23 protein-coding genes are annotated in these 26,338 nt (G+C 66.7%); 5 read left to right on the top strand and 18 right to left on the bottom strand.

Annotation, left to right across the window (positions count from 1 at the left end; genetic code table 11):
• Positions 1 to 90 precede the first annotated feature (90 nt).
• Positions 91 to 1,578, bottom strand: coding sequence for an IMP dehydrogenase (guaB, locus tag LQG66_RS01635; RefSeq protein WP_231322694.1), 1,488 nt, complete (start codon positions 1,576 to 1,578; stop codon positions 91 to 93).
• A 280-nt stretch (positions 1,579 to 1,858) separates the two neighbouring features.
• The gene (locus LQG66_RS01630; RefSeq protein WP_231322691.1) at positions 1,859 to 2,107 is read right to left on the bottom strand and encodes a hypothetical protein; all 249 of its coding nucleotides are present in this window, start codon (positions 2,105 to 2,107) and stop codon (positions 1,859 to 1,861) included.
• A gap of 138 nt (positions 2,108 to 2,245) precedes the next feature.
• Here LQG66_RS01630 and LQG66_RS01625 point away from each other — a divergent pair, with 138 nt between their 5' ends.
• Positions 2,246 to 3,733: a DHA2 family efflux MFS transporter permease subunit gene (locus LQG66_RS01625; protein ID WP_231322689.1), complete on the top strand. Its 1,488-nt coding sequence runs from the start codon at positions 2,246 to 2,248 to the stop codon at positions 3,731 to 3,733.
• A gap of 105 nt (positions 3,734 to 3,838) precedes the next feature.
• Here LQG66_RS01625 and LQG66_RS01620 read toward each other — a convergent pair whose 3' ends face one another.
• From LQG66_RS01620 to LQG66_RS01580, 9 genes are all read right to left on the bottom strand, one after another.
• Entirely contained in the window at positions 3,839 to 5,077 is a 1,239-nt protein-coding gene (locus LQG66_RS01620) for a serine hydrolase domain-containing protein (protein WP_231322687.1), read from the bottom strand.
• A 111-nt stretch (positions 5,078 to 5,188) separates the two neighbouring features.
• Positions 5,189 to 6,415: a glycoside hydrolase family 127 protein gene (locus tag LQG66_RS01615; RefSeq protein ID WP_231322685.1), complete on the bottom strand. Its 1,227-nt coding sequence runs from the start codon at positions 6,413 to 6,415 to the stop codon at positions 5,189 to 5,191.
• Between the two features lie 53 nt (positions 6,416 to 6,468).
• A complete protein-coding gene (locus LQG66_RS01610) occupies positions 6,469 to 7,968 on the bottom strand; it encodes a tripartite tricarboxylate transporter permease (protein ID WP_231322681.1) in 1,500 nt (499 codons plus the stop codon).
• Positions 7,968 to 8,462: a tripartite tricarboxylate transporter TctB family protein gene (locus LQG66_RS01605; RefSeq protein WP_231322679.1), complete on the bottom strand. Its 495-nt coding sequence runs from the start codon at positions 8,460 to 8,462 to the stop codon at positions 7,968 to 7,970. Before LQG66_RS01605 ends, LQG66_RS01610 begins: the two co-directional genes overlap by 1 nt.
• Entirely contained in the window at positions 8,459 to 9,427 is a 969-nt protein-coding gene (locus tag LQG66_RS01600; RefSeq protein ID WP_231322677.1) for a Bug family tripartite tricarboxylate transporter substrate binding protein, read from the bottom strand. Before LQG66_RS01600 ends, LQG66_RS01605 begins: the two co-directional genes overlap by 4 nt.
• Before the next feature lie 256 nt (positions 9,428 to 9,683).
• Complete coding sequence (locus tag LQG66_RS01595) at positions 9,684 to 10,043, bottom strand: hypothetical protein (RefSeq protein ID WP_231322675.1); 360 nt, start codon at positions 10,041 to 10,043, stop codon at positions 9,684 to 9,686.
• 80 nt (positions 10,044 to 10,123) lie between these two features.
• Positions 10,124 to 10,378: a DUF3551 domain-containing protein gene (locus LQG66_RS01590; protein WP_231322673.1), complete on the bottom strand. Its 255-nt coding sequence runs from the start codon at positions 10,376 to 10,378 to the stop codon at positions 10,124 to 10,126.
• Between the two features lie 123 nt (positions 10,379 to 10,501).
• Positions 10,502 to 11,194 carry an RlmE family RNA methyltransferase gene (locus LQG66_RS01585; protein WP_231322671.1) on the bottom strand — a complete coding sequence of 231 codons (693 nt, stop codon included), beginning with the start codon at positions 11,192 to 11,194 and terminating at the stop codon, positions 10,502 to 10,504.
• A 238-nt stretch (positions 11,195 to 11,432) separates the two neighbouring features.
• Positions 11,433 to 12,506: a Ppx/GppA phosphatase family protein gene (locus tag LQG66_RS01580; RefSeq protein WP_231322669.1), complete on the bottom strand. Its 1,074-nt coding sequence runs from the start codon at positions 12,504 to 12,506 to the stop codon at positions 11,433 to 11,435.
• Between the two features lie 200 nt (positions 12,507 to 12,706).
• Here LQG66_RS01580 and LQG66_RS01575 point away from each other — a divergent pair, with 200 nt between their 5' ends.
• Positions 12,707 to 15,079 (top strand): xanthine dehydrogenase family protein molybdopterin-binding subunit, encoded by a 2,373-nt coding sequence (locus LQG66_RS01575; RefSeq protein ID WP_231322667.1) that lies wholly within the window; start codon positions 12,707 to 12,709, stop codon positions 15,077 to 15,079.
• Between the two features lie 480 nt (positions 15,080 to 15,559).
• Here LQG66_RS01575 and LQG66_RS01570 read toward each other — a convergent pair whose 3' ends face one another.
• Positions 15,560 to 16,360 (bottom strand): hypothetical protein, encoded by an 801-nt coding sequence (locus LQG66_RS01570; protein WP_231322665.1) that lies wholly within the window; start codon positions 16,358 to 16,360, stop codon positions 15,560 to 15,562.
• A gap of 124 nt (positions 16,361 to 16,484) precedes the next feature.
• Here LQG66_RS01570 and LQG66_RS01565 point away from each other — a divergent pair, with 124 nt between their 5' ends.
• The 3 genes from LQG66_RS01565 (at position 16,485) to LQG66_RS01555 (ending at position 20,047) form a co-directional block, all read left to right on the top strand.
• The gene (locus LQG66_RS01565; RefSeq protein WP_231327661.1) at positions 16,485 to 16,991 is read left to right on the top strand and encodes a YaiI/YqxD family protein; all 507 of its coding nucleotides are present in this window, start codon (positions 16,485 to 16,487) and stop codon (positions 16,989 to 16,991) included.
• Between the two features lie 4 nt (positions 16,992 to 16,995).
• Positions 16,996 to 18,816, top strand: a complete 1,821-nt coding sequence (locus tag LQG66_RS01560; protein WP_231322661.1) for an ABC-F family ATP-binding cassette domain-containing protein — start codon at positions 16,996 to 16,998, stop codon at positions 18,814 to 18,816.
• 151 nt (positions 18,817 to 18,967) lie between these two features.
• On the top strand, positions 18,968 to 20,047 hold the full coding sequence (locus LQG66_RS01555; RefSeq protein ID WP_231322660.1) for a D-TA family PLP-dependent enzyme: 1,080 nt from the start codon (positions 18,968 to 18,970) through the stop codon (positions 20,045 to 20,047).
• A gap of 364 nt (positions 20,048 to 20,411) precedes the next feature.
• Here LQG66_RS01555 and LQG66_RS01550 read toward each other — a convergent pair whose 3' ends face one another.
• The 6 genes from LQG66_RS01550 to mmsB all read right to left on the bottom strand — a co-directional run bounded on the left by LQG66_RS01550 (position 20,412) and on the right by mmsB (position 26,332).
• Entirely contained in the window at positions 20,412 to 20,702 is a 291-nt protein-coding gene (locus tag LQG66_RS01550) for a hypothetical protein (RefSeq protein WP_231322658.1), read from the bottom strand.
• Positions 20,695 to 21,969 (bottom strand): TIGR03862 family flavoprotein, encoded by a 1,275-nt coding sequence (locus tag LQG66_RS01545; protein WP_425601280.1) that lies wholly within the window; start codon positions 21,967 to 21,969, stop codon positions 20,695 to 20,697. Before LQG66_RS01545 ends, LQG66_RS01550 begins: the two co-directional genes overlap by 8 nt.
• Before the next feature lie 130 nt (positions 21,970 to 22,099).
• Positions 22,100 to 23,017: an SDR family NAD(P)-dependent oxidoreductase gene (locus tag LQG66_RS01540; RefSeq protein WP_231322656.1), complete on the bottom strand. Its 918-nt coding sequence runs from the start codon at positions 23,015 to 23,017 to the stop codon at positions 22,100 to 22,102.
• Between the two features lie 154 nt (positions 23,018 to 23,171).
• Positions 23,172 to 23,648 (bottom strand): MaoC family dehydratase, encoded by a 477-nt coding sequence (locus LQG66_RS01535; protein WP_231322654.1) that lies wholly within the window; start codon positions 23,646 to 23,648, stop codon positions 23,172 to 23,174.
• 63 nt (positions 23,649 to 23,711) lie between these two features.
• Positions 23,712 to 25,442 carry an AMP-binding protein gene (locus LQG66_RS01530; RefSeq protein WP_231322652.1) on the bottom strand — a complete coding sequence of 577 codons (1,731 nt, stop codon included), beginning with the start codon at positions 25,440 to 25,442 and terminating at the stop codon, positions 23,712 to 23,714.
• Entirely contained in the window at positions 25,442 to 26,332 is an 891-nt protein-coding gene (mmsB, locus tag LQG66_RS01525; RefSeq protein ID WP_231322650.1) for a 3-hydroxyisobutyrate dehydrogenase, read from the bottom strand. The genes LQG66_RS01530 and mmsB overlap by 1 nt, the downstream gene beginning before the upstream one ends.
• Positions 26,333 to 26,338 lie beyond the last annotated feature (6 nt).

Below are 26,338 nucleotides of genomic sequence, written 5' to 3'. Positions count from 1 at the left end.
CAAGACAATATCGAGATTCCGGGTTCAGCCCGCCGCGACATGTCGCGTCGGACTGCCCCGGAATGACGGCGCGAGTGGCGCCGCCGTATCTTACGCCCCGCCCGGATAGTTCGGGCTTTCGCGCGTAATCGTGACGTCATGCACGTGGCTCTCGCGCAGGCCCGCGCCGGTGATGCGGACGAACTCGGCCTTGCCGTGGAATTCGGCGAGATCCTTGGCGCCGACATAGCCCATGGCGGCGCGCAGGCCGCCGGCGAGCTGGTGCATGACGTTGCCGACCGGGCCCTTGTACGGCACCTGACCCTCGATGCCCTCCGGCACCAGCTTCAAGGTGTCCTTGATGTCCTGCTGGAAATAGCGGTCGGCCGAGCCGCGCGCCATCGCGCCGACCGAGCCCATGCCGCGATAGGCCTTGTAGGAGCGGCCTTGCCACAGGAACACTTCGCCGGGCGTCTCGTCGGTGCCGGCAAGCAGCGAGCCGACCATGGCGACATCGGCGCCGGCGGCGAGCGCCTTGGCGAGGTCGCCGGAGAACTTGATGCCGCCATCGGCGATGACAGGCACGTCGGCCTTCTTGGCCGCCTCGACCGCATCCATGATCGCGGTGAGCTGCGGCACGCCGACGCCGGCGACGATGCGCGTGGTGCAGATCGAGCCCGGGCCGATGCCGACCTTGACCGCGTCAGCGCCGGCGTCGATCAGCGCCTGCGCGCCGTCACGGGTGGCGATGTTGCCGGCGATGACCTGCACGGCGTTGGAGATCCGCTTGATGCGGTTGACCGCCTCGAGCACGCGCGCGGAATGGCCATGCGCGGTGTCGACCACGATGAGATCGACGCCGGCCTCGATCAGCTTCTCGGTGCGCTCGAAGCCGCCCTCGCCGACGGTGGTCGCAGCCGCCACGCGCAGGCGGCCCTGGCCGTCCTTGCAGGCGAGCGGATGGGCGACCGCCTTCTCCATGTCCTTGACGGTGATCAGGCCGACGCAGCGATAGTGCTCGTCGACGACCAGCAGCTTCTCGATGCGGTGCTTGTGCAGGATCTTCTTGGCCTCGTCCTGGCCGACGCCCTCGCGCACCGTGACGAGGTTCTCATGCGTCATCAGCTCGGAGATCTTCTGGCGCGGATCGGTGGCGAAGCGCACGTCGCGGTTGGTGAGGATGCCGACCAGCTTGCCGGGGATCCCCTTGCCGCCGCCGGTCACCACCGGAATGCCGGAGAAGCCGTAATCCTTCATCAGCGCCATCGCGTCGGCCAGCGTCGCCTCCGGCGCGATGGTCAGCGGGTTGACCACCATGCCCGACTCGAACTTCTTGACCTGGCGCACCTGGGCCGCCTGGCCGTCGGGATCGAAATTGCGGTGGATGACCCCGACACCGCCGGCCTGCGCCATGGCGATCGCCATGCGCGCCTCGGTGACGGTATCCATGGCGGAGGCCATGATCGGAATGTTGAGCGGGATCTCGCGGGTCACGCGGGAGCGGATGTCGACCTCGGACGGCAAGACATCCGACAGGCCCGGCTTCAAGAGCACGTCGTCGAAGGTAAAGGCTTCGCGAAGACTCTGCACGGTCGCCATCGTCAACTCCTTGTCTGCGGACGTAAACGGCCGCGATGCTGATACGGATGAGCGGCGCCGCCGTCGAGACCATGCCTCGCCGTCGAATCGGTGCCCATCGGAGGGGGTTGACGCGGGTCGATAGCATGGGCCTGTGACGAATCAAAGGGCCCTCGCGCCGTCATCCCGCGATGGCGAAGGACGGCCGCCGCACGGCGTCAATCGCGCGGCAGGCGTAACAAAAGATCGCGGACGACCCGATTCCGGAGCAGAAATTCCGCGCCGCGAGGCTGGCGCGTCCTCAGCGCCAGGCGCTCGGCGGCGGCCCGTAGCGCCTGATCGCATCGACCACCTCGCGGTGCCGGCGGTCCTCTCGCCGCATGTGCACCGCGATCAGGGCATGCGCCGACGGCACCAGCAGGAGAAAGTGGAAGAACAAGCCAAGAATGATGCAGACCACTGATAGCAGCAGGTTGAAGATGGCCGCAAACGGCTGGCCGTTGAACAGCAGCCCCAGCGGCGGCACCAATGCGGCAAGCAGGTAGATCATCCGGCACGTCTCCAAACGGAACGCCGCAGCGTCGCGCAGGATTTAGGCGGCCATGCGGCCAGTGCAATGGCCTGCGCAAGCGCAGGGTGATAAAGCCGCAGCGCCCGCCTGTCCTGCCCCTCCCCCACCGACACCCGTATGAACAAGCAACGCGTCATTCCGCTGATCGTCGCCACCGCCCTGTTCATGGAGAACATGGATTCCACGGTCATCGCCACCTCGCTGCCGGCGATCGCCCGCGACATCGGCACCAGCCCGCTGACCCTGAAGCTCGCCATCACCTCCTACCTGCTGTCGCTGGCGGTATTCATCCCCGCGAGCGGCTGGACCGCCGACCGGTTCGGCGCGCGGCGGGTGTTCTCCAGTGCCGTCTTCGTGTTCATGATCGGCTCGATCGGGTGCGCGCTCGCCAATTCGGTCGAGAACTTCGTGTTCGCCCGTATCCTGCAGGGCATGGGCGGGGCGATGATGACGCCGGTGGGCCGGCTCGTGCTGTTGCGCTCGGTCGACAAGAGCGCGCTGGTCGGCGCGATGGCCTGGGTCACGATCCCGGCGCTGATCGGCCCGGTGATCGGGCCGCCGGTCGGCGGCTTCATCACCACCTATTTCTCCTGGCACTGGATCTTCCTGATCAACATCCCGATCGGCATCGTCGGCATCGTGATGGCGTTGCGCTTCATCGATCCGATCAAGAGCGACAATCCCGAACCATTCGACTTGTATGGAATGGTGCTCGCGGGCATCGGCCTTGCCGGGCTCGCCTTCGGGCTCTCCGTCGCCGGCCTGAACCTGCTGCCGTGGTCGGTCGTCGCGAGCCTGGTCGCGATCGGCGCCATCGCGATGACGCTCTACGTCCGGCACTCCCGCCGCACCAACTCGCCGGTGCTGGATTTCTCGCTGCTGCGGCTGCCGACCTTGCGCGCCTCGATCGTCGGCGGCTTCATGTTCCGGCTCGGCATCGGCGCGCTGCCGTTCCTGCTGCCGCTGTTGATGCAGATCGGCTTCGGCCTGTCGCCGTTCCAGTCCGGCCTCGTCACCTTCGGCTCCTCGGCCGGTGCGATGGGCATGAAGGCGCTGGCGGCGCGCATCATCCGCGCCTTCGGCTTCCGCTATCTGATGACCGTGAATGCCGTGGTCAGCTCGGTCTTCCTCGCGGCCTGCGCGCTGTTCACGCCGGCGACGCCGCTGATGCTGATCCTGATCATCCTGGTCGTCGGCGGCTTCTTCCGCTCGCTGCAGTTCACCGCGATCAACACCGTCGCCTATGCCGAAGTCGAGACGGCGCAGATGAGCCGCGCCACGACGCTCACCAGCGTCAACCAGCAGCTCGCGATCTCGGCCGGTGTCGCGGTCGGCGCATTCTCGGTCGAGACCACGATGTGGATGCATCAGGCGAGCCAGATCACCGCCTCCTCCTTCGCGCCGGCCTTCATCGTCGTCGCCATCACCTCGGCGCTGTCCTCGATCTTCTTCTGGCAGATGCCGGACGATGCCGGCAGCGAGATCTCGGGCCGCAAGGTCGCGGCGATCGCAAGCCGCAAGGGCGCCGAGAAGGGCAAGGAAAAGGCGGCGACCAAGACCGCGAGCGAGACCACGCAGGATGCGCGGGATCAGCGGCTCGGGTAGTTGGCCGGCCAACCTGTCCTCGCGCCATTGTCGCGGCGAGTCGCCAGCGCGACATCGCCAGCCTCGACGTCGACGTGCGGCGGCCTCTCCGCCCGGAAGCAGACGTCAGGTCCGGGACACGAAGCTCGGCAGCACAACCTCAGCCATGATTGCCGCGACGACGCGCTGCTGCTCGCGCCCCGGTTTTCCGTAATTGCCACAGTGGATCACGACGGCGAGGTCGTGGCTGGGGAATACGTAGAGGCGCTGCCCTCCCCAGCCATTGCCGCCGAACCAGTGATCCGATGACGCGCCCGCCGCGATGTCGCCCATATACCATTGATAGCCATAGGACCGTTCACGGTCGATCGTCACAACAGGCGTCGTGATGCGCTTGACCCATTCCGCCGGCACGATCTGACGTCCGTCCCAGCGGCCACCGGCCTGCATGAGCCGCCCGATCTTGACGAGATCGGGCGGCAACAATCTGAGACCGGAGGCGGCAATGGGATCGCCGCGCCTGTCGCGATGCCACTCGAACCCGCCAAACTGCAGCGGACCAAACAGGACACGCTGACAATATGTAGGCAGATCATCGCCAGTTCCTTTGGCGATCAACTGTCCGAGCAGCGCGGTGGCGCCGCCGCAATAGATCCACCTTGCCCCCGGCTCGGCGACGATCGGCCGGTCCAGAATGAAACGGAAGCGGTCGGGCGCGGCATCCATCGCGTCCTCGCTGTTGGCCGGATTGCCATAGGGAACGGTGCTTTCATCCCATTGCAATCCAAGCGTCATGCTGAGCACATTGTGGATTGTCAGCCGGTCACGCCCGGGTTGACCGGCGAGATCGGAATATTCGGGAAACTGCGCATAGAGACTGGCCTCGGGCGGAGGCACCCGCCCCTCGGCCAGCGCAATCCCGTAGGCCAGCCCGACCACACTCTTCGACACCGAGCGCAGGTCGTGCAACACGTCGGGCGCGAACGCGACCGTACCGAGCGGCCGGCCACGCGCCCAATCTTCACCCTTGCCATAATGCTCGAACACGAGCCGGCCACCCTGGCTCGCCAGAAGCGCATGGAGACCAAACACGCGGCCCGCCTGCTCGGCCTCGGCGAGGCGCTGCGCAATATCCGACGCAGAAACTTCGGCGTGTGACGGGTTTCCCGTCAACAGCGCCGCTCCCATTCCAACCAAGACATTGCGTCGATTGAGATTGATCATGACGACCCTCGAGCCACCGCGCAGCGCTTTCTCCGTAAAGCTACGCGCTCCGCGTGACGACGTCCGCCGATTTTTTTTCAACTCTTCGAGAAGCTTGGTTCCGGCGTACTGCGGCCACACCGGTTCTGCCGCAGCGGACAAATAGCTTCGTTCGCAAGAGCGCGCTCGGCGCACAGCTCGCATTCCGGATCCGCTGCGATTGGAGCGCCTCCGCAGCCGATCGCACGCAATCCCCGGACGGGAGCGTGGACGTCAGGGGACTACAGCGCCGATAAACGGATTCCATCCAGTTTCGGCCAGCGCCGCCCAGGCCGTCGCGCCAAGGTGAGGCCGCCGATAGTAGAAGAAGTCGGGCGTGGTGCCGGTCGGATCGATCGACAGGCCCGTCGTCACACGCCGGCTGCGCGTGGCGTTGAGCAGCCCGGATCCGACCTGATCGGCGCGCATCCCCTTCATCAGGCGCTCATGCATCGCACGATCGCCGACGAGCCGATAGGCCATGGCCGCCTGCGCCGTGCCCTCGACCCAGACGCCGTCGCGGTCGCCATTGAAGTCGAAGCCGCCATCGACGGCGAGATGCGCCTGTGCGAAGCCGAGCGCATCACGCCAGGCGCGCGGCGCATCGGGCACCGCCATCCACGGCCAGAGCTGGACATCGAGCGCAAGCAGGCTGTCATCCGCGGGGCTGCCATCGGGCTTGGTGCCGAGGCTGAAATGATCGCCGCGAAAGGCGCGATCGAGCAGCCGTCGCGCCCGTTTCGCGGCGTCGTCGTAACGCGCCTCGCCGGTCAAGCGAAACAACCAGCGCGACACCGCGTAGACGTCGACATTGTGCTCGGTGGACGACCAGGTCAGCCGGACCTGCTGCGGATCGTAGCCGTGGACTCCTCCACAGTAGCCGTCGGGTCCGCAGGACGTGGTGGTCATCACCCAGTCCATCGCGCGCCGCGCGGCGGACAGAAACGTCTGCTCACCGGTCGCCTGGTGCAGCGTCAGCAAAGCGAGGGCCGCCCAGGCGACATTGCCGGTCGAGCTGCCGTCCTGCGCAGCATCCTCGGCCCACAGCCCGGCGCGATCGTCCCACCAGCCCGGCAGCAGCGGCGCCTCATCATAGATCGGTCCGGCGCGGTAGGCATTGCGGATGCGCCCGTCGGTAAAGGTGCGATCGCGCGAGGCGGCAAGAACCAAGGCCTCTCCGATCGCTCTTGCCTCGGTCACCCGACCGCAGGCGACCAGCGCGATCGCGACGAGCGCGTTGTCATAGACGAAGGCGGTCGTCGCCAGCGGCGCCGGCAGGCGGCGTTCGTCGGCCGCAGGTTCATAGCTGCGGAGAAAGACCGCGTCGGCCACGCGAAGCGGCACGGCGACAGCCCGCGCCAGACCGTCGCAGAACGGCCGCTCCTCGACTGAACCCGCAGCCGCCGGACGACCGCTCGCCAACAATGCCAGAGTAACGGCGACGGCAGCGCGCCAACTCATCGGATCATCCCTCTGACGCGGCGCGGCAGACGGCTCATCCGCGAGCTGCGCCGTCAATCCTCGTTCGCCTTGAAGCGGCCGAGCCCTTTCAACACGAACGGGGCGATCAGCGCAATCAGCGCAACGGCCAGGAGCGTCGCGGAGATCGGGGATTGCAACAGCGTCATGGGATCGCCGAGACTGATCGCGAGCGCGCGCCGCAGCTGGCTCTCCGCGATCGGTCCGAGGATCAAGCCGACCACGACCGGCGCAATGGGAAAATCAAAGCGGCGCATCAGGAAGCCGAGCACGCCGAAACCGGCCAGCATCGAGAGCTCGACGACAGACGGTTTCGCCGCGATGGTGCCCATGGTCGCGAACACGAGGATGCCGGCGTAGAGCCAGGGCGTCGGGATCGCGAGCAGCTTCACCCACAGGCCGACCAGCGGCAGGTTGAGCACCAGCAGCATCGTGTTGGCGATGAACAGGCTCGCGATCAGGCCCCAGACCAGATCCGGACGTTCGGCGAACAGCAGCGGTCCCGGATTGAGGCCGTATTGCTGGAAGCCGGCGAGCATCATCGCGGCCGTTGCCGATGTCGGCAGGCCAAGCGTCAGCAACGGCACCAAGGTGCCCGCGGCAGAGGCGTTGTTGGCGGCTTCGGGCCCGGCGACACCCTCGATCGCGCCCTTGCCGAACTGCTCCGGATATTTCGTCAGCCGCCGCTCCGTCGAATAGGACAGGAAGGTCGGAATCTCGGCGCCGCCCGCCGGCAGCGCGCCGATTGGAAAGCCGAGCAACGTGCCGCGCAGCCACGGTTTCCACGACCGCTTCCAGTCCTCGCGCGTCATCCACAGCGAGCCTTTGATGGCCTCGATCTTCTCCTCGGTGTGGTGGCGGCGCGAGGCGACGTAGAGCGCCTCGCCGACCGCGAACAGGCCGACCGCCAAGGTCGTCACCTCGACGCCGTCGAGCAGTTCCGGCACGCCGAAGGCAAGCCGCGCCTGCCCAGTGAGCTTGTCGATGCCGATGAGCCCGAGCGTCAGTCCGATGAACAGGCTGGTGAGCCCGCGCACGGGTGAATCGCCGAACGTCGCGGACACCGTGACGAAGGCGACGCACATCAGCGCGAAGTAATCTTCCGGCCCGAAGCGCACGGCGATGTCGACGAGGTACGGCGACAGGAATGCAAGGCCGATGGTGGCGATGGTGCCGGCGACGAAGGAGCCGATCGCCGAGGTCGCCAGCGCCGGGCCGCCGCGGCCGGCCTTGGCCATCTTGTTGCCCTCCAGGGCGGTCGCCATCGAGGCGCTCTCGCCGGGGGTGTTGATCAGGATCGCCGTAGTCGACCCGCCATACATGCCGCCATAGTAGATGCCCGCGAACATGATCAGCGAGCCGCCGGGATCGAGCTTGTAGGTGACCGGCAGCAGCAGCGCGACGGTGAGCGCGGGCCCGATGCCCGGCAGCACGCCGACCGCGGTGCCGAGGAACACGCCGATCAGCGCATAGAGCAGGTTCATGGGCTGGACGGCGATCGCCATCCCATGCGCGAGCGCGACAAAGGTGTCCATCAGAGCAGTCTTTCGAGAGGACCGGCGGGAAGGCTCAGGGTCAGGAGGCGATCGAAAGCGAGATAGATCGCGGTCGTCAGCACGGCGCCGATGATGAGATCGGTGACGTAGGCGCGCCTCCCGAACGCGGCCGATGTCGTCACGAACAAAGTGGTGGTGGCCAGAATGAAACCGCCACCGAAACCGATGATCATGATCAAGAGCGCAAGGCCAGCGAGGATCAGCAGCACCGCCATCGGATCGGCGCTCTCGCGCGGGGGCAGGTTGCCTCTGACGGCATCGATCAGATTGGCCAGTGCAAGAATGCCGAGCCCGATCGCGATCACGACCGGCATGACCTGCGGGCCCATGCCGTACATCGTCGTCGCCGGGATCTGGTTGGCGTCATAGACCAGCACCAGCGCGACCGCCGCCAGCAGCGCCGCGATGACGATGCCGGCCTTGTCGACGCCTCCCGAGGCAGGAGTCTCGGTGCCAGCGCTGTCCGGTGTCATGACTTGACGAGGCCGACCGACTTCAGCACGTCGGTGACGCGGACGTTCTCCTTCTTCAGGAAGTCGGAGAAAGCGTCGCCGGGCAGATAGGCGTCGTCCCAGCCCTTCTGCTTGAGGATGTCGCGCCACGCGTCCGACTTCACCATCTTCTCGACCGCGTCGCTGAGCGTCTTGCGCTGCTCCGCAGTGATGCCCGGGGGGGCCATGACCGAGCGCCAGTTGGCGAGCACGAGATCGATGCCCTGCTCCTTGAAGGTCGGGATGTCGACGCCGGGAATGCGGTTCTCCGAGGACACGCCGATCGCGCGCAGCTTGCCGCTCTTGATCTGCCCGTCATATTCGGACAGGCCGGAAATGCCCGCGGTGACCTTGCCACCGAGGATGGCGGCCAGCGACTCGCCACCGCCCGAGAACGGGATGTAGTTGACCTTCTTGGCGTCGGCACCGACGGTGCCGGCGAACAGCGCCGCCATCACATGGTCGACGCCGCCGGCCGAGCCGCCCGCAAACGTCACCTTGGCGATGTCGGCCTTCAGCGCAGCCGCGAGATCCTGCGCGGTCTTGATCGGCGAAGCGGCCGGCACGACGATGACCTGGATCTCCTCGGTGAGCCGCGCGATCGGCGTGACCTGCTCCAAGGTCACCGGCGACTTGTTCATGGCGAGCGCGCCGACCATGACGAAGCCGTTGACCATCAGCTGATTGCCGTCGCCCTTGGCGCCATTGACAAACTGCGCGATGCCGACGGTGCCGCCGGCGCCGGCGACGTTGGTGACCTGGACGCTGCGCGCCACACCGGAGGCGACGAAGGCCTGCTGCATGGCCCGCGCGGTCTGATCCCAGCCGCCGCCGGGCGCGGCCGGCGCCATCACCTTGAGCTCGAGCTGCTGGGCAATGGCCGGACCACCGGCCAGCGACGTCAACACGATGGCTGCGCCGAACAGGCGCGCACGGAACGAATTCAAGGGACCCCTCCACAGCCGGCAAGCGGCTCACGTTTCTTGTCTTGTGACTGTCCTGCCCCTCGAAAGTGGCCAGCTAGCACGACGGCGTGTCCTGTGCGGACACAGAACAGGCGCGTGGCGGCCGGGTCCGCTCTCGAATTCTCAAGACACGCCAAAAGCCTACAGCTGCAGAGGGTGCGTTCAAGGCATCCGCATGCGACAGGAGAGCGCACCCCACATGCGCTCGACCGGTGCAGCCGATTGCGGTCTCAGAGGCCTATCCGCAGGTCCAGACCGCGCCAACCGGCGTCCGCGTCCAGCACGGGCCGAAGCTGCCGCCATTGTAATGGCCGCGATAGAAGCCGGGCTGGCCGAAATAATGCCACTCGCCGTTATAGAGGAGATATTTCGGCGTGCCGTCGATGTACCAGTTGCGCCGGCTGCCGCGGGGCCCGTTGCGCATGGCCTCCTTGTCGGCATAGAGCGGCAGGCTGTTGTTGGGCGGCTGCTTGTAGCCGGGCAGGAAGCCGTAGCCCTGCCAGCGCGGTGGCTTGCGCTTATGCGTGGGCGCGGCAAAAGCGATTGCGGGCACCAGCAGCAGGAGCATCACGATCGAAACGATGAAACGATGCGGCATCTCGGAAGCCCGATTGATACGAGGTCTCGAATCTTCAGTTCGATTGCGGCGCGGCAACGGCCGTACCGTCATGAAATGTTTCAGCCATGCCGCCGATGCGCGCGGCGCGGCGGCGGCGGCGCGAAGAACGGATTGAGATCGCAGACAGCCGGCCGGCCCGACGCCGTCGCGCGGCATTGCGGCAGCGACGTGAAGCTGCAATCGATCCACTCGCCGCCGTCGAGCGGACCGGCATAGAGCTTCATGCACACGGGATAGCGCGGATCGTAGGTCTGGGCGTGAGCCGGAACCACCATCAGGGTGAGCGCGAGAGCGCTCCAGGCCAGGACACGCATCAGAACCTCCGGAACCTCATCTCGCCGGCGCCGGACGGGCGCCAAGATTCAGCAAGACTCAGATCGTATTTGCGTCTTGCTTCAGGTCTGTACCGCCCGGGCGGACCGGTCGCAATGACGCCGTTACAACACCTCGGCGTCCTCGCCCCGAAAGCCCATCGCCAGCACGTAGCGTTCCGACGAATCCTGGCGGCTCGACGCCGGCTTGACGTGACGCACGGTGGCGAAATCGCGCTTGAGCTGGGTCATCAGGTCGGCGTCCGCACCGCTCTGGAACGTCTTGGCGAGAAAGCTGCCGCCCGGCTTCAGCACCTCGCTGGCGAAATGCGCGGCGAGCTCGACCAGGCCGACGATGCGCAGCTGGTCGGTCTTGCGGTGGCCGGTGGTGTTGGCCGCCATGTCCGACATCACGACATCGGCACGGCCGCCGATCATCGCCGTCAGCTTCTCCGGCGCATCCTGGGCGTGGAAATCGAGCTGCGTGAAGGTGACGCCGGGGATCTCGCCCATCTCCAGGAGGTCGATCGCGATCACCCGGCCCTTCCCCGCCTCGGCGCCGACGCGCCTGCCTGCGATCTGGCTCCAGCCGCCGGGCGCCGCGCCGAGATCGACAACGGTCATGCCGGGCTTGAGCAGACGGTATTTGTCGTCGATCTCGATCAGCTTGTAGGCCGCGCGCGAGCGATAGCCGTCGCGCTTGGCTTGCGCGACATAGGGATCGTTGAGCTGGCGCTCCAGCCAGAGCTTGGAGGACAGCTTGCGCTTGCCCCCTGTCTTGACCTGCACATGCATGCGGCCGGTGGTGTCTTTTGCCATGTGGGTCTCTGTATCGTGACCTGTGCTGCGTCGACGGGACCGAACGATCCGCGAGGCGACAACAGCAGATTGGACGTCCACCCTCCCCTGGAGGGGGAGGGTCGATCGGGAGCGAAGCGAGCGATCGGGGTGGGGTGAAGCCACGGCAAGACTGCCCGTGTGACTCACCCCACCCCGTCTCACATCTCGCTTCGCTCAATGTGAGCCGCCCCTCCCCCTCCAGGGGAGGGTGAAGACGCTACGCTGTCCTGAGCGCGCCGTCCTCGCGCATCATCTCGACCAGCATGCCCTCGCGCAGGCCGCGGTCGGCGACGCGCAGCCGCGGCAGCGGGAACGCCTGGCGGATCGCATCGAGGATGGCGCAGCCCGCGAGCACGAGGTCAGCCCGGTCGATGCTGATGCAGTTGTTCTCGGCCCGCTGCTGATAGCTCATCGCCAGCAGCCGCGCGATGGTCGCGGTGATGTCGGCGTCGTTGATCCAGATGCCGTCGACCCGGCGACGGTCATAGCGGGCCAGATTGAGATGAATGCCGGCGAGCGTCGTCACCGTGCCGGATGTGCCGAGCAGATGCATGCCGCCGAGATCGCCGCCATGCTCGGCCGCGAACGGGCCGACGTGCCCGGCCACCGCTTCGACCATGCCGGCATAGACCTCCGGCGTGACGTCACGGCCGCCGAAGCGCTCGGCCAGGGTGACGACCCCGAGCGGAATCGACATCCAGGCCTTGATCCGCGGTTCGGCGGTGCGATCGGCCGGATTACGTTCGATCCGGACCAACTCGCTGGAACCACCGCCGATGTCGAACAGGATGGCGCCTCGCCCGACCGGATCGAGCAGCGGCGAGCAGCCTTTGACAGCCAGCGCCGCCTCGGTCTCGCGGTCGATCACCTCGAGCTCGATGCCGGTCTCGGCCGCCACCCGGCTGCGGAACCCCTCGGCATTGGAGGCGGCGCGGCAGGCCTCGGTCGCGATCAGGCGCAACCGCCGCGCCTTCTTCGACTGGATCTTGTCCCGGCAGATGCTGAGGGCGGCGATGGCGCGATCCATCGCCGCATCGCTGATGCAGCCGGTGGTCGAGATGCCCTCGCCCAGCCGGACGATGCGCGAGAAGGAGTCGACCACGCGGAAACTGTCGCCAGAGGGACAGGCGATCAGGAGCCGGCAATTGTTGGTTCCGAGGTCCAGTGCCGCGTAGACGCTGCTGCCATTGCTGGCGCAGGAAGGCGTCGCGACGTCCAGACCCGGACGCAAGCCGGGCTCCAGGTTCCCGCGCGGCGTCGGACTCTCCCGCAGCCGCGTGTCATTGATCATTCAAATGTCTTTCCGCTGGCCGAACCGGCCCAGATGGAAGTTCTCTTTCATGAGACATTATCAGTGGATAGCGCCGGCGCAACAGCCCCTCCGTCAGGCGTGATGCACCATTCCTAATCAACCGTTGTCCGGCCGCGGGCGCTGCACTATCTGGGAACAGCCCGCATTTGCGACCAATCCAGCTTCCGGATCCTCAATCCATGCAAGATCACACCTCCCCGGCCCTCGAAAACGCGATCGCGCTGCAGAAATACGGCGTCGGGCAGCCGGTCCGGCGCAAAGAGGATGACACGCTGGTCCGCGGTCACGGCAAATATACCGACGATGTCAACCTGCCCGGCCAGGCTCATGCCTGGATCGTGCGCTCCAGCCACGCCCACGGCGTCATCAAGGGGATCGACACCAGTGCGGCCAAGACGATGCCGGGCGTGCTCGGGGTGTGGACCGGCGCCGACCTCGCCGGCGCCAATTACGGCCCCTTCACTTGCGGCCTGCCGCTGAAGGGCCGGGACGGCTCGCCGCTGCTGCAGACCAACCGCGCCGCGCTCACCAGCGACAAGGTGCGTTTCGTCGGCGACCCCGTCGCCTTCGTGGTGGCGGAGACCCTCGCTCAGGCCCGTGACGCCGCGGAGGCGGTCGAGCTCGACATCGAGCCCCTGCCCGCGGTGACCAATGCGGAGGAAGCGGCCAAGCCGGGCGCGCCCCAGCTCTATGATCACATCCCGAACAACGTCGCGCTCGACTATCATTATGGCGACGCCGCCAGGATCGAGGAGGCCTTCGCCAAGGCCGCACACGTGACCAAGCTCGACATCGTCAACACCCGCGTCGCCGTGGTGTCGATGGAGCCGCGCGTGGCGCTCGCCGCGTTCGACGGCAAGACCGAGCGCTTCACCCTGCAGGTGCCGACGCAGGGCGTTTCGGGGAACAAGGCGACGCTCGCCAAGATCCTCAACGTCGCGCCGGAGAAGGTCCGCATCCTCACCACCAATGTCGGCGGCTCGTTCGGGATGAAGAACGTCTCCTATCCCGAATATGTCTGCATCCTGCATGCCGCGAAGCAGCTCGGCCGGCCCGTGAAGTGGCGCGACGAGCGCACCACGAGCTTCCTGTCCGACAGCCAGGGCCGCGACCAGATCATCCATGGCGAGCTGGCGCTCGCCGCCGACGGCAAGTTCCTCGCCGTGCATCTCTCCGGCTACGGCAATCTCGGCGCCTACATCATGGGCGTGGCGCCGCTGCCGCTGTCGCTCAACACCGGCAAGAATCTCGCCAGCGTCTACAAGACGCCGCTGCTCGGCGTCGATATCAAGACCGTGTTGACCAACGTTACCCTGATGGGCGCCTATCGCGGTGCCGGCCGCCCCGAGGCCAACTATTTCATGGAGCGGCTGATCGACACCGCCGCGCGCGAGATGGGCATCGACCGGCTGACGATCCGCAAGCGCAACTTCATCAAGCCGAGCCAGATGCCGTTCCCGGCGGCGTCGGGCGTCACCTATGATTCCGGCGATTTCGCCGCTGTCTTCGAGAAGGCGCTGGAGGTCTCGGATTACGCCGGGTTCGCCAAGCGCAAGCGCGAGAGCCGCAAGGCCGGCAAGCTGCGCGGCATCGCGGTCGGCTCCTATCTCGAGGTCACCGCGCCGCCGTCAGGCGAGCTCGGTAAGATCACCTTCGATGCCGACGGCGGCGTGACCTTGACGACCGGCACGCTCGATTACGGCCAGGGCCATGCCACGCCGTTCGCGCAGGTGCTGTCGGCAGAGCTCGGCGTGCCCTTCGAGAAGGTCCGGCTGGAGCAGAGCGACTCTGATCTGGTGCGGTTCGGCAACGGCACCGGCGGCTCGCGCTCGATCACCGCGACCGGCCAGGCCATCGTCGAGTCCTCGCAGCTCGTGATCGCCAAGGGCAAGCAGGCCGCCGCGCATCTGCTCGAAGCGTCAGAGGCCGACATCGAGTTCAACAACGGCCGGTTCACGATCGCGGGCACCGACCGCAGCATCGACATCATGGAGCTGGCGCGCCGCATGCGCGAGGGCAAGATGCCCGACGGCGTGCCGGCCTCGCTCGACGTCGACCACAACTCGACCGTGACCGAGTCGACCTTCCCCAATGGCTGCCATGTCTGCGAGGTCGAGGTCGAGCCGGACACCGGCGTGGCGCAGATCGTCGCCTATACCGCCATCAACGATTTCGGTACGGTCATCAATCCGATGATCGTCGCCGGCCAGCTGCATGGCGGCGTCGCCCAGGGCATCGGCCAGGCGCTGATGGAGCACCTGCGCTACGACGAGAGCGGCCAGCCGATCACGGGCTCGCTGATGGACTACGCGCTGCCGCGCGCCTCCGACGTGCCGATGATGACGGTCGACAACCATCCGGTGCCCGCCAAGAGCAATCCGCTGGGCACCAAGGGCTGCGGCGAGGCCGGCTGCGCCGGCTCGATGGCCTCAGTGATCAATGCCGTGATCGACGCGTTGTCGGACTACGGCGTGAAGCATCTCGACATGCCGCTGACCACCGAGAAGCTCTGGCGCGCGATCCAGGACGGCAAGGCAACCAGGGCGGCGTAGTTGGTCAACGTGGACCAGTGCGGCGTGCGGACAGTGCAGCGCTGCACGGAACAGCGCGGCCTCACATCACGGCAATTCTCTCGTCATGGCCGGGCTTGACCCGGCCATCCACGAGCCCCGAGCGAGGAAAGACGTGGATGCCCGGGCCTTCGCCGCGCCGAAGCGGCTTCGGCCGCGCAGGCAGGACATGCCCGGGCATGACGAGTAGTTGTCGAAAGACGGCGTCATTGCGAGCGCAGCGAAGCAATCCAGACTGCCTCCGCGGCAACACTCTGGATTGCTTCGCTGCGCTAGCAATGACGGGAGTGTGGGGCGACCAGCGTGCCCCAATCTCAACTGTCATCGTCCGCGCAGGCGGACGATCCAGTACGCCGAGGCGACTGTGATCAACAGAGAGTTCACAGCGTACTGGATGCTCCGCCTTCGCGGAGCATGACAGCTGTTTTGTGGATGCCACGTGCCTCTTACCGGTTCTACCCGCTACGCCGCCGCCTGCACGCGCGGCTGGTAGATTGCGACATGATGACAATGCGCCAGCGCGCGGCTGCCATTCGCCACCACCAGCGCGTCGATCTCGACAAAGCGATGGCCCTTCTTGTCGTAGTTCGCGATCACGCGGCCGCGCGCGGTGATCTCGTCGGTCTCCTCGATCGCCGACAGCAATTGCATCCGGCTGCCGACGTGAATCCAGGGTCCGAGGACGACATTGTCGACGAGCAACCGGTTCATCACCCGCTGCAGGATGCCGGGATGACCGAGCCGCCCGCCGGCATAGATCGGATCGGACTCGCGGATCTCGGCGAGATAGGTCGTGGCCGCCTGCCCCGGCCACGCGCGGGGCGCGGTGCCGAGCCAGCTGCCCACCGCGAACGACTCCGCGCTAACCGGCGGCCGCACGCCGACGGCCGGAACATCGCGATACTCCGCCAATGCGACATCAGGCGCCGACGCCGGCAGCGACGCGGAACCGGTGGCGCAAAGCTCGCCTTTGCTCATCACCTCGAGGCTGAGCCCATCGCCCGCCTCGCTCGCGCGGACCTCGGCGATCTCGCCGTCATAGACCGGCTTGATGAAGCGCGCCTCGATCAGGCCGCGCTCGAGGAACGCCCGGCCCCAGCGCGCCACCGGCTGATGCAGCATATAAGCCAGCACCTCGACACCGGGCACGAGGCCACCGGAGAAGCCGAAGCGGCGCGCCACACCGTCGTCATGCATCTTGTTCTCGGACTGTTTGGCCGTGTTGAACGCCTCGACCGCATAGGTCGTGATCGACCCCGTCATGAACACCTCCGTTTCGCCCATTTTGGGCGATGGTAACCGCCGGAAAGGTCCTGGCAAGCGGCGCGTTCGGCTCGCAATTTGGCTTGCGATAGGGTACCAACCGGCCATTCGAACAGATGGCCCGATGACGACCGAAACCACCGAACTCGCCCCTATCAGAATCTATGTCGACGCCGACGCCTGTCCGGTGAAGGACGAGATCTACCGGGTCGCGCTCCGGCATGGCGTGCCGGTCAGCGTGGTCGCCGGCAATTTCATCCGTGTGCCGCAGGACCCGCTGATCGAGCGCATCGCGGCCGGCTCGGGCATGGATGCCGCCGACGACTGGATCGCCGAGCGCGCCAGGACGGGCGATATCGTGATCACGTCGGACATCCCGCTGGCGAGCCGCTGCGTCAAGCTGGGCGCAGCCGTCATTGCCCCCAACGGCAAGGCGTTCACAGAGGAATCGATCGGAATGGCACTGGCCGTGCGCAACCTGATGACCGACCTGCGCTCGTCCGGCGAGGTGACGGGCGGGCCGCGCGGCTTCACGCCGCGCGACCGCTCGGCGTTCCTGTCCGCACTCGACCAGGCCATTCGTCGCAGCCAGCGCCAGCGCGCCGACCAACAAGCGCAGCAACAGAGTTAGCATCATGGCGCCCCCGCTCATTCAACTGAAAGACATCCGCCTGACGTTCGGCGGCACGCCGCTGCTGTCCGGCGTCGAGCTGTCGGTCTCGCCCGGCGAGCGCGTCTGCCTGATCGGCCGCAACGGCTCCGGCAAATCGACGCTGCTGAAGATCGCCGCCGGTCAGGTCGAGTCCGACAGCGGCACCCGTTTCGTGCAGCCCGGCGCGACGGTGCGTTATCTGCCGCAGGAGCCGGACTTCTCCGGCCACGCCACCACGCTGTCCTATGTCGAGGCCGGCCTCGGCCCCGGTGACGATCATTACCAGGCGCGCTACCTCGTCGAGCAGCTCGGTCTCACAGGCGAAGAGGATCCCGCGCATGTCTCCGGCGGCGAGGCCCGCCGCGCTGCGCTGGCACGCGTGCTCGCCCCGAACCCCGACATCCTGCTGCTGGACGAGCCGACCAACCATCTCGATCTGACGACCATCGAATGGCTGGAGAACGAGCTCGACGGCCGCCGCTGTGCACTGGTGCTGATCAGCCATGACCGCCGCTTCCTCACCAATCTGTCGCGCGCGACCGCCTGGCTCGACCGCGGCCAGATCAAGCAGATCGACCGCGGCTTCGCCGGCTTCGAGGCGTGGCGTGACGAGGTGCTGGCGGAAGAAGAGCGCGAGCAGCACAAGCTCGACCGTAAGATCGTCAACGAGGAGCACTGGCTGCGCTACGGCGTCTCCGGCCGGCGCAAGCGCAACGTCAAGCGGCTCGCCAACCTGCACGCGCTGCGCCAGCAGCGCCGCGACTATCGCGGCGCGGCCGGCAGCGCCAACCTCGCTGCCGCCGAGGCCGACAAGTCCGGCAAGCTGGTGATCGAGGCCAAGGGCGCATCGAAGGCGTTCGGCGATCGCAAGATCGTCGACAATTTCTCCATCCGCATCCAGCGCGGCGATCGCATCGGCATCGTCGGCCCCAACGGCGCCGGCAAGACCACGCTGGTCAATCTGCTGACCGGCGCGGAGCCGCCGGACTCAGGGATGATCCGGTTGGGCGTCAATCTGGAGATGGCGACGCTCGACCAGCATCGCGAAAGCCTCGATCCGAAGACGACGCTGGCGGAAGCGCTGACCGGCGGGCGCGGCGACCATGTCATGGTCGGCGGCAAGCCGAAACACGTCGTCGGCTACATGGAGGACTTCCTGTTCGCGCGCGAGCAGATGCGCACGCCGCTGGAGGTGCTCTCCGGCGGCGAGCGTGGCCGGCTGATGCTGGCGCGCGCGCTGGCCAAGCCATCGAACCTGCTGGTGCTGGACGAGCCGACCAACGATCTCGACCTCGATACGCTCGATGTGCTCGAGGACATGCTCGGCGACTACGAAGGCACCGTCATCCTGATCAGCCATGACCGCGACTTCCTCGACCGGGTCGTCACTTCGGTGATCGTGCCGGAGGGCGACGGCAAATGGCAGGAATATGCCGGTGGCTACAGCGACATGCTGGTGCAACGCGGCGCCGATCTCAAGCGCGCGCATGCCATGGCAGCCGCGACCGCAGCCGACGAGAAGAAGCCGGCGAAGACTGCCGCCTCACCATCGAGCGCGCCGAAGCGCAAGCTCTCCTTCAACGAGAAGCACGCGCTGGAGACGCTGCCCAAGACCATCAAGAAGCTGCAGGCCGAGATCGCGAAACAGCAGAAGCTGCTCGACGACCCCGCGCTCTACGCCAAGGATCGCAAAAAATTCGACGCCGCCTCGCTTGCGCTGGCCACGGCGCAGGCCGAGCTCACCGCCGCCGAAGACCGCTGGCTGGAGCTCGAAATGCTGCGTGAGGAGATCGAGGGCGCGTGAGCGGTCCCGTAGGGCGGGCAAAGGCGCAGCGCGCACAACGCGTTGCAACGTGCCCACCGCGTTCTTGCACGACAGAAGACGGTGGGCACGCTTCGCTTTGCCCGCCCTACCTTGATGGCGCGATGCCACGACCAACCATGGAGCATCAGATATGACCACGCCGCTCGCCGCCAAGATCGCCAGGGAGTACGGCACCCCGTGTGCCGTCATCGACATGGACAGGGTCGAGCGCAACATCGCGCGCATCCAGGCACAGTGCGAGGCGGCCGGCGTCGCCAACCGTCCGCACATCAAGACGCACAAGAGTCCGGTGCTGGCGAAGCTGCAGATCGAGGCCGGCGCGCAAGGCATTACCTGCCAGAAGATCGGCGAGGCCGAGATCATGGCGGATGCCGGCATCGCCGATATCCTGATCAGCTACAATCTGATCGGCGAAGAGAAGATGGCGCGGCTCGCGGCGCTGCAGGCCAAGGCCGGCATGACCGTGGCCGCCGACAACGCCACCGTGATCGCCGGCCTGCCACAGGCGGCGAAGCAATCGGGCCGCACGCTCTCGGTCGTGGTCGAATGCGACACGGGCCGCAAGCGTGCCGGCGTCGAGACGCCGACCGAGGCGATCCAGCTCGCGCGCCAGATCGCAGCATCGGACGGTCTGCGCTTCGCGGGCTTCATGATGTACCCGACCGAGACCGGCTGGGACGACGCGCAGCGGTTCTACGACGAAGCGCTGGCCGGCGTCCGCGCTGAGGGACTGGACCCCACTATCGTCTCGACCGGCGGATCGCCCAACCTGAAGAATCTCGGCAAGCTCAAGGGCGCCACCGAGCACCGGCCCGGCACCTACATCTACAACGACCGCATGCAGGTCGCCGCCGGCGTCGCCAGCTGGGATGACTGTGCGCTGAACATCTATTCGACCGTCGTCAGCCGCGCCGCGCCCGAGCGCGGCATCCTCGACGCCGGCTCGAAGACGCTCACCACCGACACCGGCGGGCTCGACGGCCACGGCCTGATCCTGGAGCACCCGGAAGCGAAGATCGCCCGCTTCGCCGAGGAGCACGGCTTCCTCGACCTGTCGCGCAGCAACACCCGCCCCAATGTCGGCGACGTCGTCCGCATCGTCCCCAACCACGTCTGCGTCGTCGTCAACATGATGGACGAGGTCGTGATGGTCCGCGGCGAGGAGATTCTGGGCACGCTGCCGGTCGCCGCGCGGGGCAAGCTGCGGTAGACCGCGCTCTCTCCATCGTCATTGCGAGGCGGCCCTTGCGCCGAAGCAATCCAGGGTCACGCACGCCGCCCTGGATTGCGTCGCTTCGCTCGCAATGACGACAAACAAGTAGGGTGGGCAAAGAAGCGCACGCGGCAACGCCGCGTCGCATCGTGCCCACCGTGGTTAACGCAAGAGCGGATGGTGGGCACGCTGCCGGTCGCGGCGCAAACTGCGATAGGGCAAGACTCTCTCTACTCGTCATTCCGGGGCAGCCGCGCCAGCGGCTGAGCCCGGAATCCATACGCCCGATCGTGGTTATGGATTCCGGGCTCGTCCTTGCGGACGCCCCGGAATGACGGTGAGTTTGTGGCGGTCGGCCTGGCTACTCACCGCAGCTGTTCCGCCAATCATCCATGGAATCGTAGATCACGGCCTCGGGCCAGCGAGGGCCAAACTCCCGGCGCCGTGTCCACGTCAAATGGACTTGAGCCACGCGGCCTCCGTCGAGGGCAACAAGAACGTCGTCGCAGTCATCGCGTCGGGCGACGATCCTGAGGGACAGATTGGCCAGCGCATGATTGGGACCAACTTCGCGCGTAAGTTCTTCTTCGAACGTGGCGCGGAGCCGATCGTCAGTCATCCAATACCACGGCTCAGGAAGCTGGTCAGTCATTGCCTGCCGTTCCCCCTGCAAGCCACTTCAACACGCCCTTCCCCGCAGCCACGCCGGTCGCAAATGATGCCTGCAGCAGATAGCCGCCGGTCGGCGCTTCCCAATCGAGCATTTCGCCGGCGGCGAATATGCCGGGCAGCCGCTTGAGCATGAAGTCCGCGTCGAGCTCATCGCGCGCGATGCCGCCGGCGCTGGAGATGGCGCGCGCCAGTCCGGCGGTGCCCGTCAGCCTGACCGGTACGGCATTGATCAGCGGCGCGAGGCGGTCCGGCGGCAGCGATGACAACGCCAGGCCTTGCGCCTTCGCCGCCTCCTGCAACAGCCCGGTCGCCACAGGTGACAGCTGCACCAGCTTGCGCAGCACGTTGGACAACGACTGCTTGCCGCGCGGCGCCGACAGGCGTCTGATCAGCTCAGTGGCCGCAAGGTCGGGCCGCAGCGCGACGTGTAGGATCGCCTCGCCTGTCGCCGCGATCGCCTCGCGCAGCTCGGCCGACAGCGCATAGACCGCGCCGCCTTCGATGCCGTCGCGCGTGATCACGGCCTCGCCGCGCACGCTGCGGTCGCCGAACGACAGCGCGATGCCCTTCAGCGGCTGGCCCTCGAAGCGGTCGCGGAAGATATCCGACCAGGCGATGGTGAAGCCGCAATTGGCCGGCCGCAGCGGCGCGATCGCGAGACCCTTCGCGGCGAGAAGTGCTGCCCAGCCGCCGTCGGAGCCGAGCCGCGGCCAGCTGGCGCCGCCGAGCGCGAGCACGGTCGCATCGGCCGTGATCGCACGCAATCCAGCTGGTGTCTCGAACGTCAGCCGCGCCTCGCCGTCCCATCCGATCCAGCGATGCCGCAGCTCGAAGCGGACACCCTGCGTGGCAAGCCGGCGCAACCACGCCCGGAGCAGCGGCGAGGCTTTCATCGCCACCGGAAACACGCGGCCGGAGGAGCCGACGAAGGTGGGCTCGCCCAGCGCCTCGCACCAGTCGCGCAGCCGCTGCGGCGGGAACGCGCGGATCGCGGGCTCCAGCCATTCCGCCGCCTCGCGATAGCGCGACAGGAATGCTGGCAACTCCTCACTGTGGGTGAGGTTGAGCCCGCCGCGGCCGGCCATCAGGAACTTGCGCGCCACCGACGGCATCGCGTCGTAGACAGTGACGGCGGTGCCGCCCTCGGCCAGCACCTCGGCCGCCATCAGCCCAGCCGGCCCGGCTCCGATGATGGCGACATTCTTGTGAAGGCGGCTGGTCGCGTCCGACACGACATCTCCAGGCATCGGCTTAGCCCCTCATCCTGACGAGCGGCTGCAAGCCGCGTCTCGAAGGATGAGGCCCGTGCACGGCCTCATGGTTCGAGACGCACGGCTTTGCCGTGCTCCTCACCATGAGGGTCTTCCGACTTTGCACTTACAGCTTGAGCCCCAGGCGCGCTGCGGCCTGACCGACGTATTTCTGCGTCTGCTCGAACGCGCCCTGCAGCGCCCTCGCCTTCGACATGTCGCTGATCTCGGCGAAATGTGCAGCGATCGCGTCCGGCGTCCACTCCTCCGGCGGCAGGTTGATGCCCTCGCTCTCCAAAATCTTGATCACCGCGAATGAGCCGGCACCGGCGCCCATGATGGTGCGGGTCGGGGCGTCCTCGCTGAGCAGATACTCCACCGCCGGCGTGATCGATTCCGGCCGCATCAGCTGCAGCGCCTGCGGCGGCAGCAGTTCCTCGGTCATGCGCGTCGCTGCCGTCGGCGAGATGATGTTGACGCGGATGTTGGTCTTGCGCCCCTCCTCCGCCAGCACGTTCATCAGGCCGACCATGCCGGTCTTGGCGGCCCCATAATTGGCCTGGCCGAAATTGCCGAACAGGCCGGATGACGACGTCGTCAGCACGATGCGGCCGTAGCTGCGCTCGCGCATGCCGTTCCACACCGCCTTGCAGCAGTAGAAGCTGCCGACGAGATGCACGTCCAGCACCTTGGCGAAATCGGCCACTTCCATCTTGCCGAACGACTTGTCGCGCAGGATGCCGGCATTGGCGCACATGATATCGACGCTGCCCCACTCCTTGGTGGCGCGCTCGACCATCGCGGTGACCTGCTCGAAGTTCGAGACGTCGGCACCGTCAGCGATCGCCGTACCGCCCGCCTTTCGGATCTCCTCAACGACGGTCTCGGCCGCCGTCATCGAGCCGCCGGTGCCGTCGCGCGCACCGCCGAAATCATTGACCACGACCTTGGCACCGCGGCTCGCCAGCCCCAGCGCATGCGCGCGTCCCAGACCATTGCCTGCGCCGGTGACGATGGCGACACGTCCGTCAAATCTGATTGCCATAATTGCGTTCCTGTTTGTTCGTCGTCATGCCCGGGCTTGACCCGCCTGCGGGGCCGAAGCCCCTTCAGCGCGGCGAAGGCCCGGGCATCCATCAACTTGGAGAAACCCTCGGTCTTGATGGATCGCCGGGTCAAGCCCGGCGATGACGATTGAGTTAGCTGAGATAGATGAGGCCGATCCAGTCGGCGAGCAACGCGGGCTTGTCCTCGCCTTCGATCTCGACCGCCACGTTGGTGACCGATTGCAATTCCTTCGGCTTGCGCAGCGTGGCCTCGGTGAGAACGAAGCGTCCGCGCACGCGCTTGCCGGATTTCACCGGCGCCAGGAAGCGTAGCCGGTTGAAGCCGTAGTTCACGCCCATCGTCGTACCCTCGATCGCCGGCATCACCTCGTAGGACATCACTGACAGCAGCGACATCGTCAGGAAGCCGTGCGCGATGGTGGTGCCGAACGGCGTCGCCTTCGCCCGCTCGGGATCGACATGGATGAACTGGTGATCCTCGACCACGTCGGCATAGGTGTCGATCCGCTTCTGATCGAGCACGTGCCACGACGATACGCCGATCTCCTCTCCGACCATGGCCTGATAGGCTTGGAGCGAAATCGGAGGCTTCTTCCAGATCTGATTCATTCGTCTTCGTCTCTCTCCAACACCATCAATCATCCTTCAGCACTGATCGGTGCCACCACCGCTCTAGCCTTCCGGCCCCGGCCGCGCCTTCTGCAGCTCCGGAAAATCCTCTTCACGAAACTCGACGCCGCGCAAGCCATCGCTGCGGTTGTCGTCATGCTCCAGCCGGCGCAGCTGCACGCGGCGGATCTTGCCGGAGATCGTCTTCGGCAGCTCGCTGACCAGCTCGAGCCGGCGGATGCGCTTGAACGGCGCCAGGCGCGCCTGCAGATGCGTGAAGATCGACAGCGCTGTCTCGCGAGACCGTTCTGCGCCTGATGTGAGCAGCACATAGGCCTTGGGGATCGCAAGGCGTATGGGATCGGGGCTCGGCACCACGGCGGCTTCGGCGACGGCTTCGTGCTCCAGCAGCACGCTCTCCAGCTCGAACGGCGAGATGCGGTAGTCGGACGATTTGAACACGTCGTCGGAGCGGCCGACGAAGGTGAGGTAGCCCTCCTCGTCCTGGAATACGACGTCACCGGTGCGGTAGCGCTCACCATCGGCGCCCGAGAGCTTGCCGTCGTCGCCCTGATAGCCCTGCATCAGGCCGGCCGGACGCTCGCCGTACAATGCGAGCGTGATCTCGCCCTCCTTCGCCGGACCACCGTCGATGTCGGCGACCTCGACGCGATAACCCGGCAGCGGCCGTCCCATCGAGCCGATCTTCAGCTTCTGGCCCGGCGAGTTGCCGACGATCGCGGCGGTCTCGGTCTGGCCGTAGCCGTCGCGGATTGTCAGGCCCCAGGCGGCGCGCACCTGATCGATCACCTCGGGATTGAGCGGTTCGCCAGCGCCGCAGGCCTCGCGCAACGCGATCTTGAAATCCGCGAGATGCTCCTGGATGAACAGCCGCCACACCGTAGGCGGCGCGCATAAGGTCGTCACGCCGCAGCGTTTGATGATCGCGAGCAGCCCCTTGGCATCGAAGCGCGGCTGGTTGACGACGAACACGGTCGCACCGGCATTCCATGGCGAGAAGAAGCAGCTCCAGGCATGCTTGGCCCAGCCCGGCGAGGAGATGTTGAGATGCACGTCGCCTGGCTGCAGGCCGAGCCAATACATCGTGGAGAGATGACCGACCGGATAGCTGCGATGGCTGTGCCGCACCAGCTTCGGCTTGGCGGTCGTACCCGAGGTGAAATACAGCAGCATCGGGTCGTCGGGCTTGGTCGGCCCGTCCGGCGTGAACGCCTCGGGCGCATCGGCGGCCTGCTCGAACGCCAGCCAGCCCGGGGGCGTGGCCGGTGCACCCGCCACGATGCGGACCAGACCATCAGCACCGAGATTGGCGAATTTCGCGACCTGGTCCTGCGTGACGACCACTGCCCTGGCGCGGCCGCGCTCGAGACGATCGCGCAGCTCGTCGATGGTCAGAAGCGTGGTCGCTGGGATCACGACGATCCCGAGCTTCATCGCCGCCAGCATCGTCTCCCACAGCGGCACGACGTTGCCGAGCAAGAGCAGCAGATGGTCGCCGCGCTTCAGCCCCTGCGCGCGCAGGAAGTTGGCGACCTGGTTGGAGCGGCGCGACAACGCCGCGAAGGACAGCTTGGTCTGGCGATCGTGCGCGGCATCGAAGATCCACAGCGCGGCACGGTCGCGGCTGTCGGGATCAGCGGCCAGCTCGGCATCGAACCAGTCGAGCGCCCAATTGAACGGCACGGCATCCGGCCAGCGAAAGCCTTTCACCGCCGCATCGTAGTCGGTGCGATGCGCGAGCAGAAACGCGCGTGCGTCCTTGAATGTCGTCATCAGGTGATCCCGGCAAGTGTCCGAACGTGCTGGATGATTCCCGAAAAATCGACGCCGCCATGGCCGGCCGCCTCGAACGCCTTGTAGATCTCCTGGGCATGCTGGCCGAGCGGCGTCGCAGCACCTGCGGCCTTGGCCGCGTCCTGCGACAGCGTCAGGTCCTTCAGCATCAGCGCGGTCGCGAAGCCGGGCTTGTAGTCGTTGTTGGCGGGCGAGGCCGGCACCGGTCCCGGCACCGGGCAATAGGATGTCAGCGACCAGCACTGGCCCGACGAGGTCGAGGCCACGTCGAACAGCGCCTGATGCGACAGGCCGAGCTTTTCACCGAGCGCGAAGGCTTCGCTGACCGCGATCATGGAAATGCCGAGGATCATGTTGTTGCAGATCTTGGCCGCCTGACCGGCGCCGGCGCCGCCGCAATGCACGATCTTCTTGCCCATCTTTTCCAGGATCGGCTTGGCCATGGCGAACGCGCCCTCCTCGCCGCCGCACATGAAGGTGAGCGTCGCGCCCTTGGCACCGCCGGTGCCGCCGGACACCGGCGCGTCGACAGCGGCAATGCCGTGCTTCGCGGCCAGCGCATGCGCCGCGCGCGCGCTCTCCACATCGATGGTGGAGGAGTCGATGATCAGCGCGCCCTTCGACATTGCCGGCACGACCTCGGTCCAGACCGCCAGCACATGCTTGCCGGCCGGCAGCATGGTGACGACGGCATCCGCACCCTTCACTGCCGCGACGGCGCTGTCGGCAATGTCAGCACCGTCAGCCTTGGCCTGCGCCCGCGACGCCTCGACCAGATCGAACGCCACCACCTTGTGGCCGGCCTTGATCAAATTGGCGGCCATCGGCCCACCCATGTTGCCGAGGCCGATGAATGCGATCGTTGCCATGGTTCG

It is taken from the genome of Bradyrhizobium ontarionense, assembly GCF_021088345.1.
Taxonomy (GTDB): Bacteria; Pseudomonadota; Alphaproteobacteria; order Rhizobiales; family Xanthobacteraceae; genus Bradyrhizobium; species Bradyrhizobium ontarionense.
Note: the sequence above shows the minus strand (reverse complement) of the source record. Positions and strands in the feature narration are given on the sequence as shown.

Coding starts and splice junctions, on each gene's coding strand:
- guaB (WP_231322694.1), bottom strand. CDS start 1,578: ATGGCGACCGTGCAGAGTCTTCGCGAAGCCTTTACCTTCGACGACGTG.
- LQG66_RS01630 (WP_231322691.1), bottom strand. CDS start 2,107: ATGATCTACCTGCTTGCCGCATTGGTGCCGCCGCTGGGGCTGCTGTTC.
- LQG66_RS01625 (WP_231322689.1), top strand. CDS start 2,246: ATGAACAAGCAACGCGTCATTCCGCTGATCGTCGCCACCGCCCTGTTC.
- LQG66_RS01615 (WP_231322685.1), bottom strand. CDS start 6,415: ATGAGTTGGCGCGCTGCCGTCGCCGTTACTCTGGCATTGTTGGCGAGC.
- LQG66_RS01610 (WP_231322681.1), bottom strand. CDS start 7,968: ATGGACACCTTTGTCGCGCTCGCGCATGGGATGGCGATCGCCGTCCAG.
- LQG66_RS01605 (WP_231322679.1), bottom strand. CDS start 8,462: ATGACACCGGACAGCGCTGGCACCGAGACTCCTGCCTCGGGAGGCGTC.
- LQG66_RS01595 (WP_231322675.1), bottom strand. CDS start 10,043: ATGCCGCATCGTTTCATCGTTTCGATCGTGATGCTCCTGCTGCTGGTG.
- LQG66_RS01590 (WP_231322673.1), bottom strand. CDS start 10,378: ATGCGTGTCCTGGCCTGGAGCGCTCTCGCGCTCACCCTGATGGTGGTT.
- LQG66_RS01585 (WP_231322671.1), bottom strand. CDS start 11,194: ATGGCAAAAGACACCACCGGCCGCATGCATGTGCAGGTCAAGACAGGG.
- LQG66_RS01580 (WP_231322669.1), bottom strand. CDS start 12,506: ATGATCAATGACACGCGGCTGCGGGAGAGTCCGACGCCGCGCGGGAAC.
- LQG66_RS01575 (WP_231322667.1), top strand. CDS start 12,707: ATGCAAGATCACACCTCCCCGGCCCTCGAAAACGCGATCGCGCTGCAG.
- LQG66_RS01570 (WP_231322665.1), bottom strand. CDS start 16,360: ATGACGGGGTCGATCACGACCTATGCGGTCGAGGCGTTCAACACGGCC.
- LQG66_RS01565 (WP_231327661.1), top strand. CDS start 16,485: ATGACGACCGAAACCACCGAACTCGCCCCTATCAGAATCTATGTCGAC.
- LQG66_RS01560 (WP_231322661.1), top strand. CDS start 16,996: ATGGCGCCCCCGCTCATTCAACTGAAAGACATCCGCCTGACGTTCGGC.
- LQG66_RS01555 (WP_231322660.1), top strand. CDS start 18,968: ATGACCACGCCGCTCGCCGCCAAGATCGCCAGGGAGTACGGCACCCCG.
- LQG66_RS01550 (WP_231322658.1), bottom strand. CDS start 20,702: ATGACTGACCAGCTTCCTGAGCCGTGGTATTGGATGACTGACGATCGG.
- LQG66_RS01545 (WP_425601280.1), bottom strand. CDS start 21,969: ATGCCTGGAGATGTCGTGTCGGACGCGACCAGCCGCCTTCACAAGAAT.
- LQG66_RS01540 (WP_231322656.1), bottom strand. CDS start 23,017: ATGGCAATCAGATTTGACGGACGTGTCGCCATCGTCACCGGCGCAGGC.
- LQG66_RS01535 (WP_231322654.1), bottom strand. CDS start 23,648: ATGAATCAGATCTGGAAGAAGCCTCCGATTTCGCTCCAAGCCTATCAG.
- LQG66_RS01530 (WP_231322652.1), bottom strand. CDS start 25,442: ATGACGACATTCAAGGACGCACGCGCGTTTCTGCTCGCGCATCGCACC.
- mmsB (WP_231322650.1), bottom strand. CDS start 26,332: ATGGCAACGATCGCATTCATCGGCCTCGGCAACATGGGTGGGCCGATG.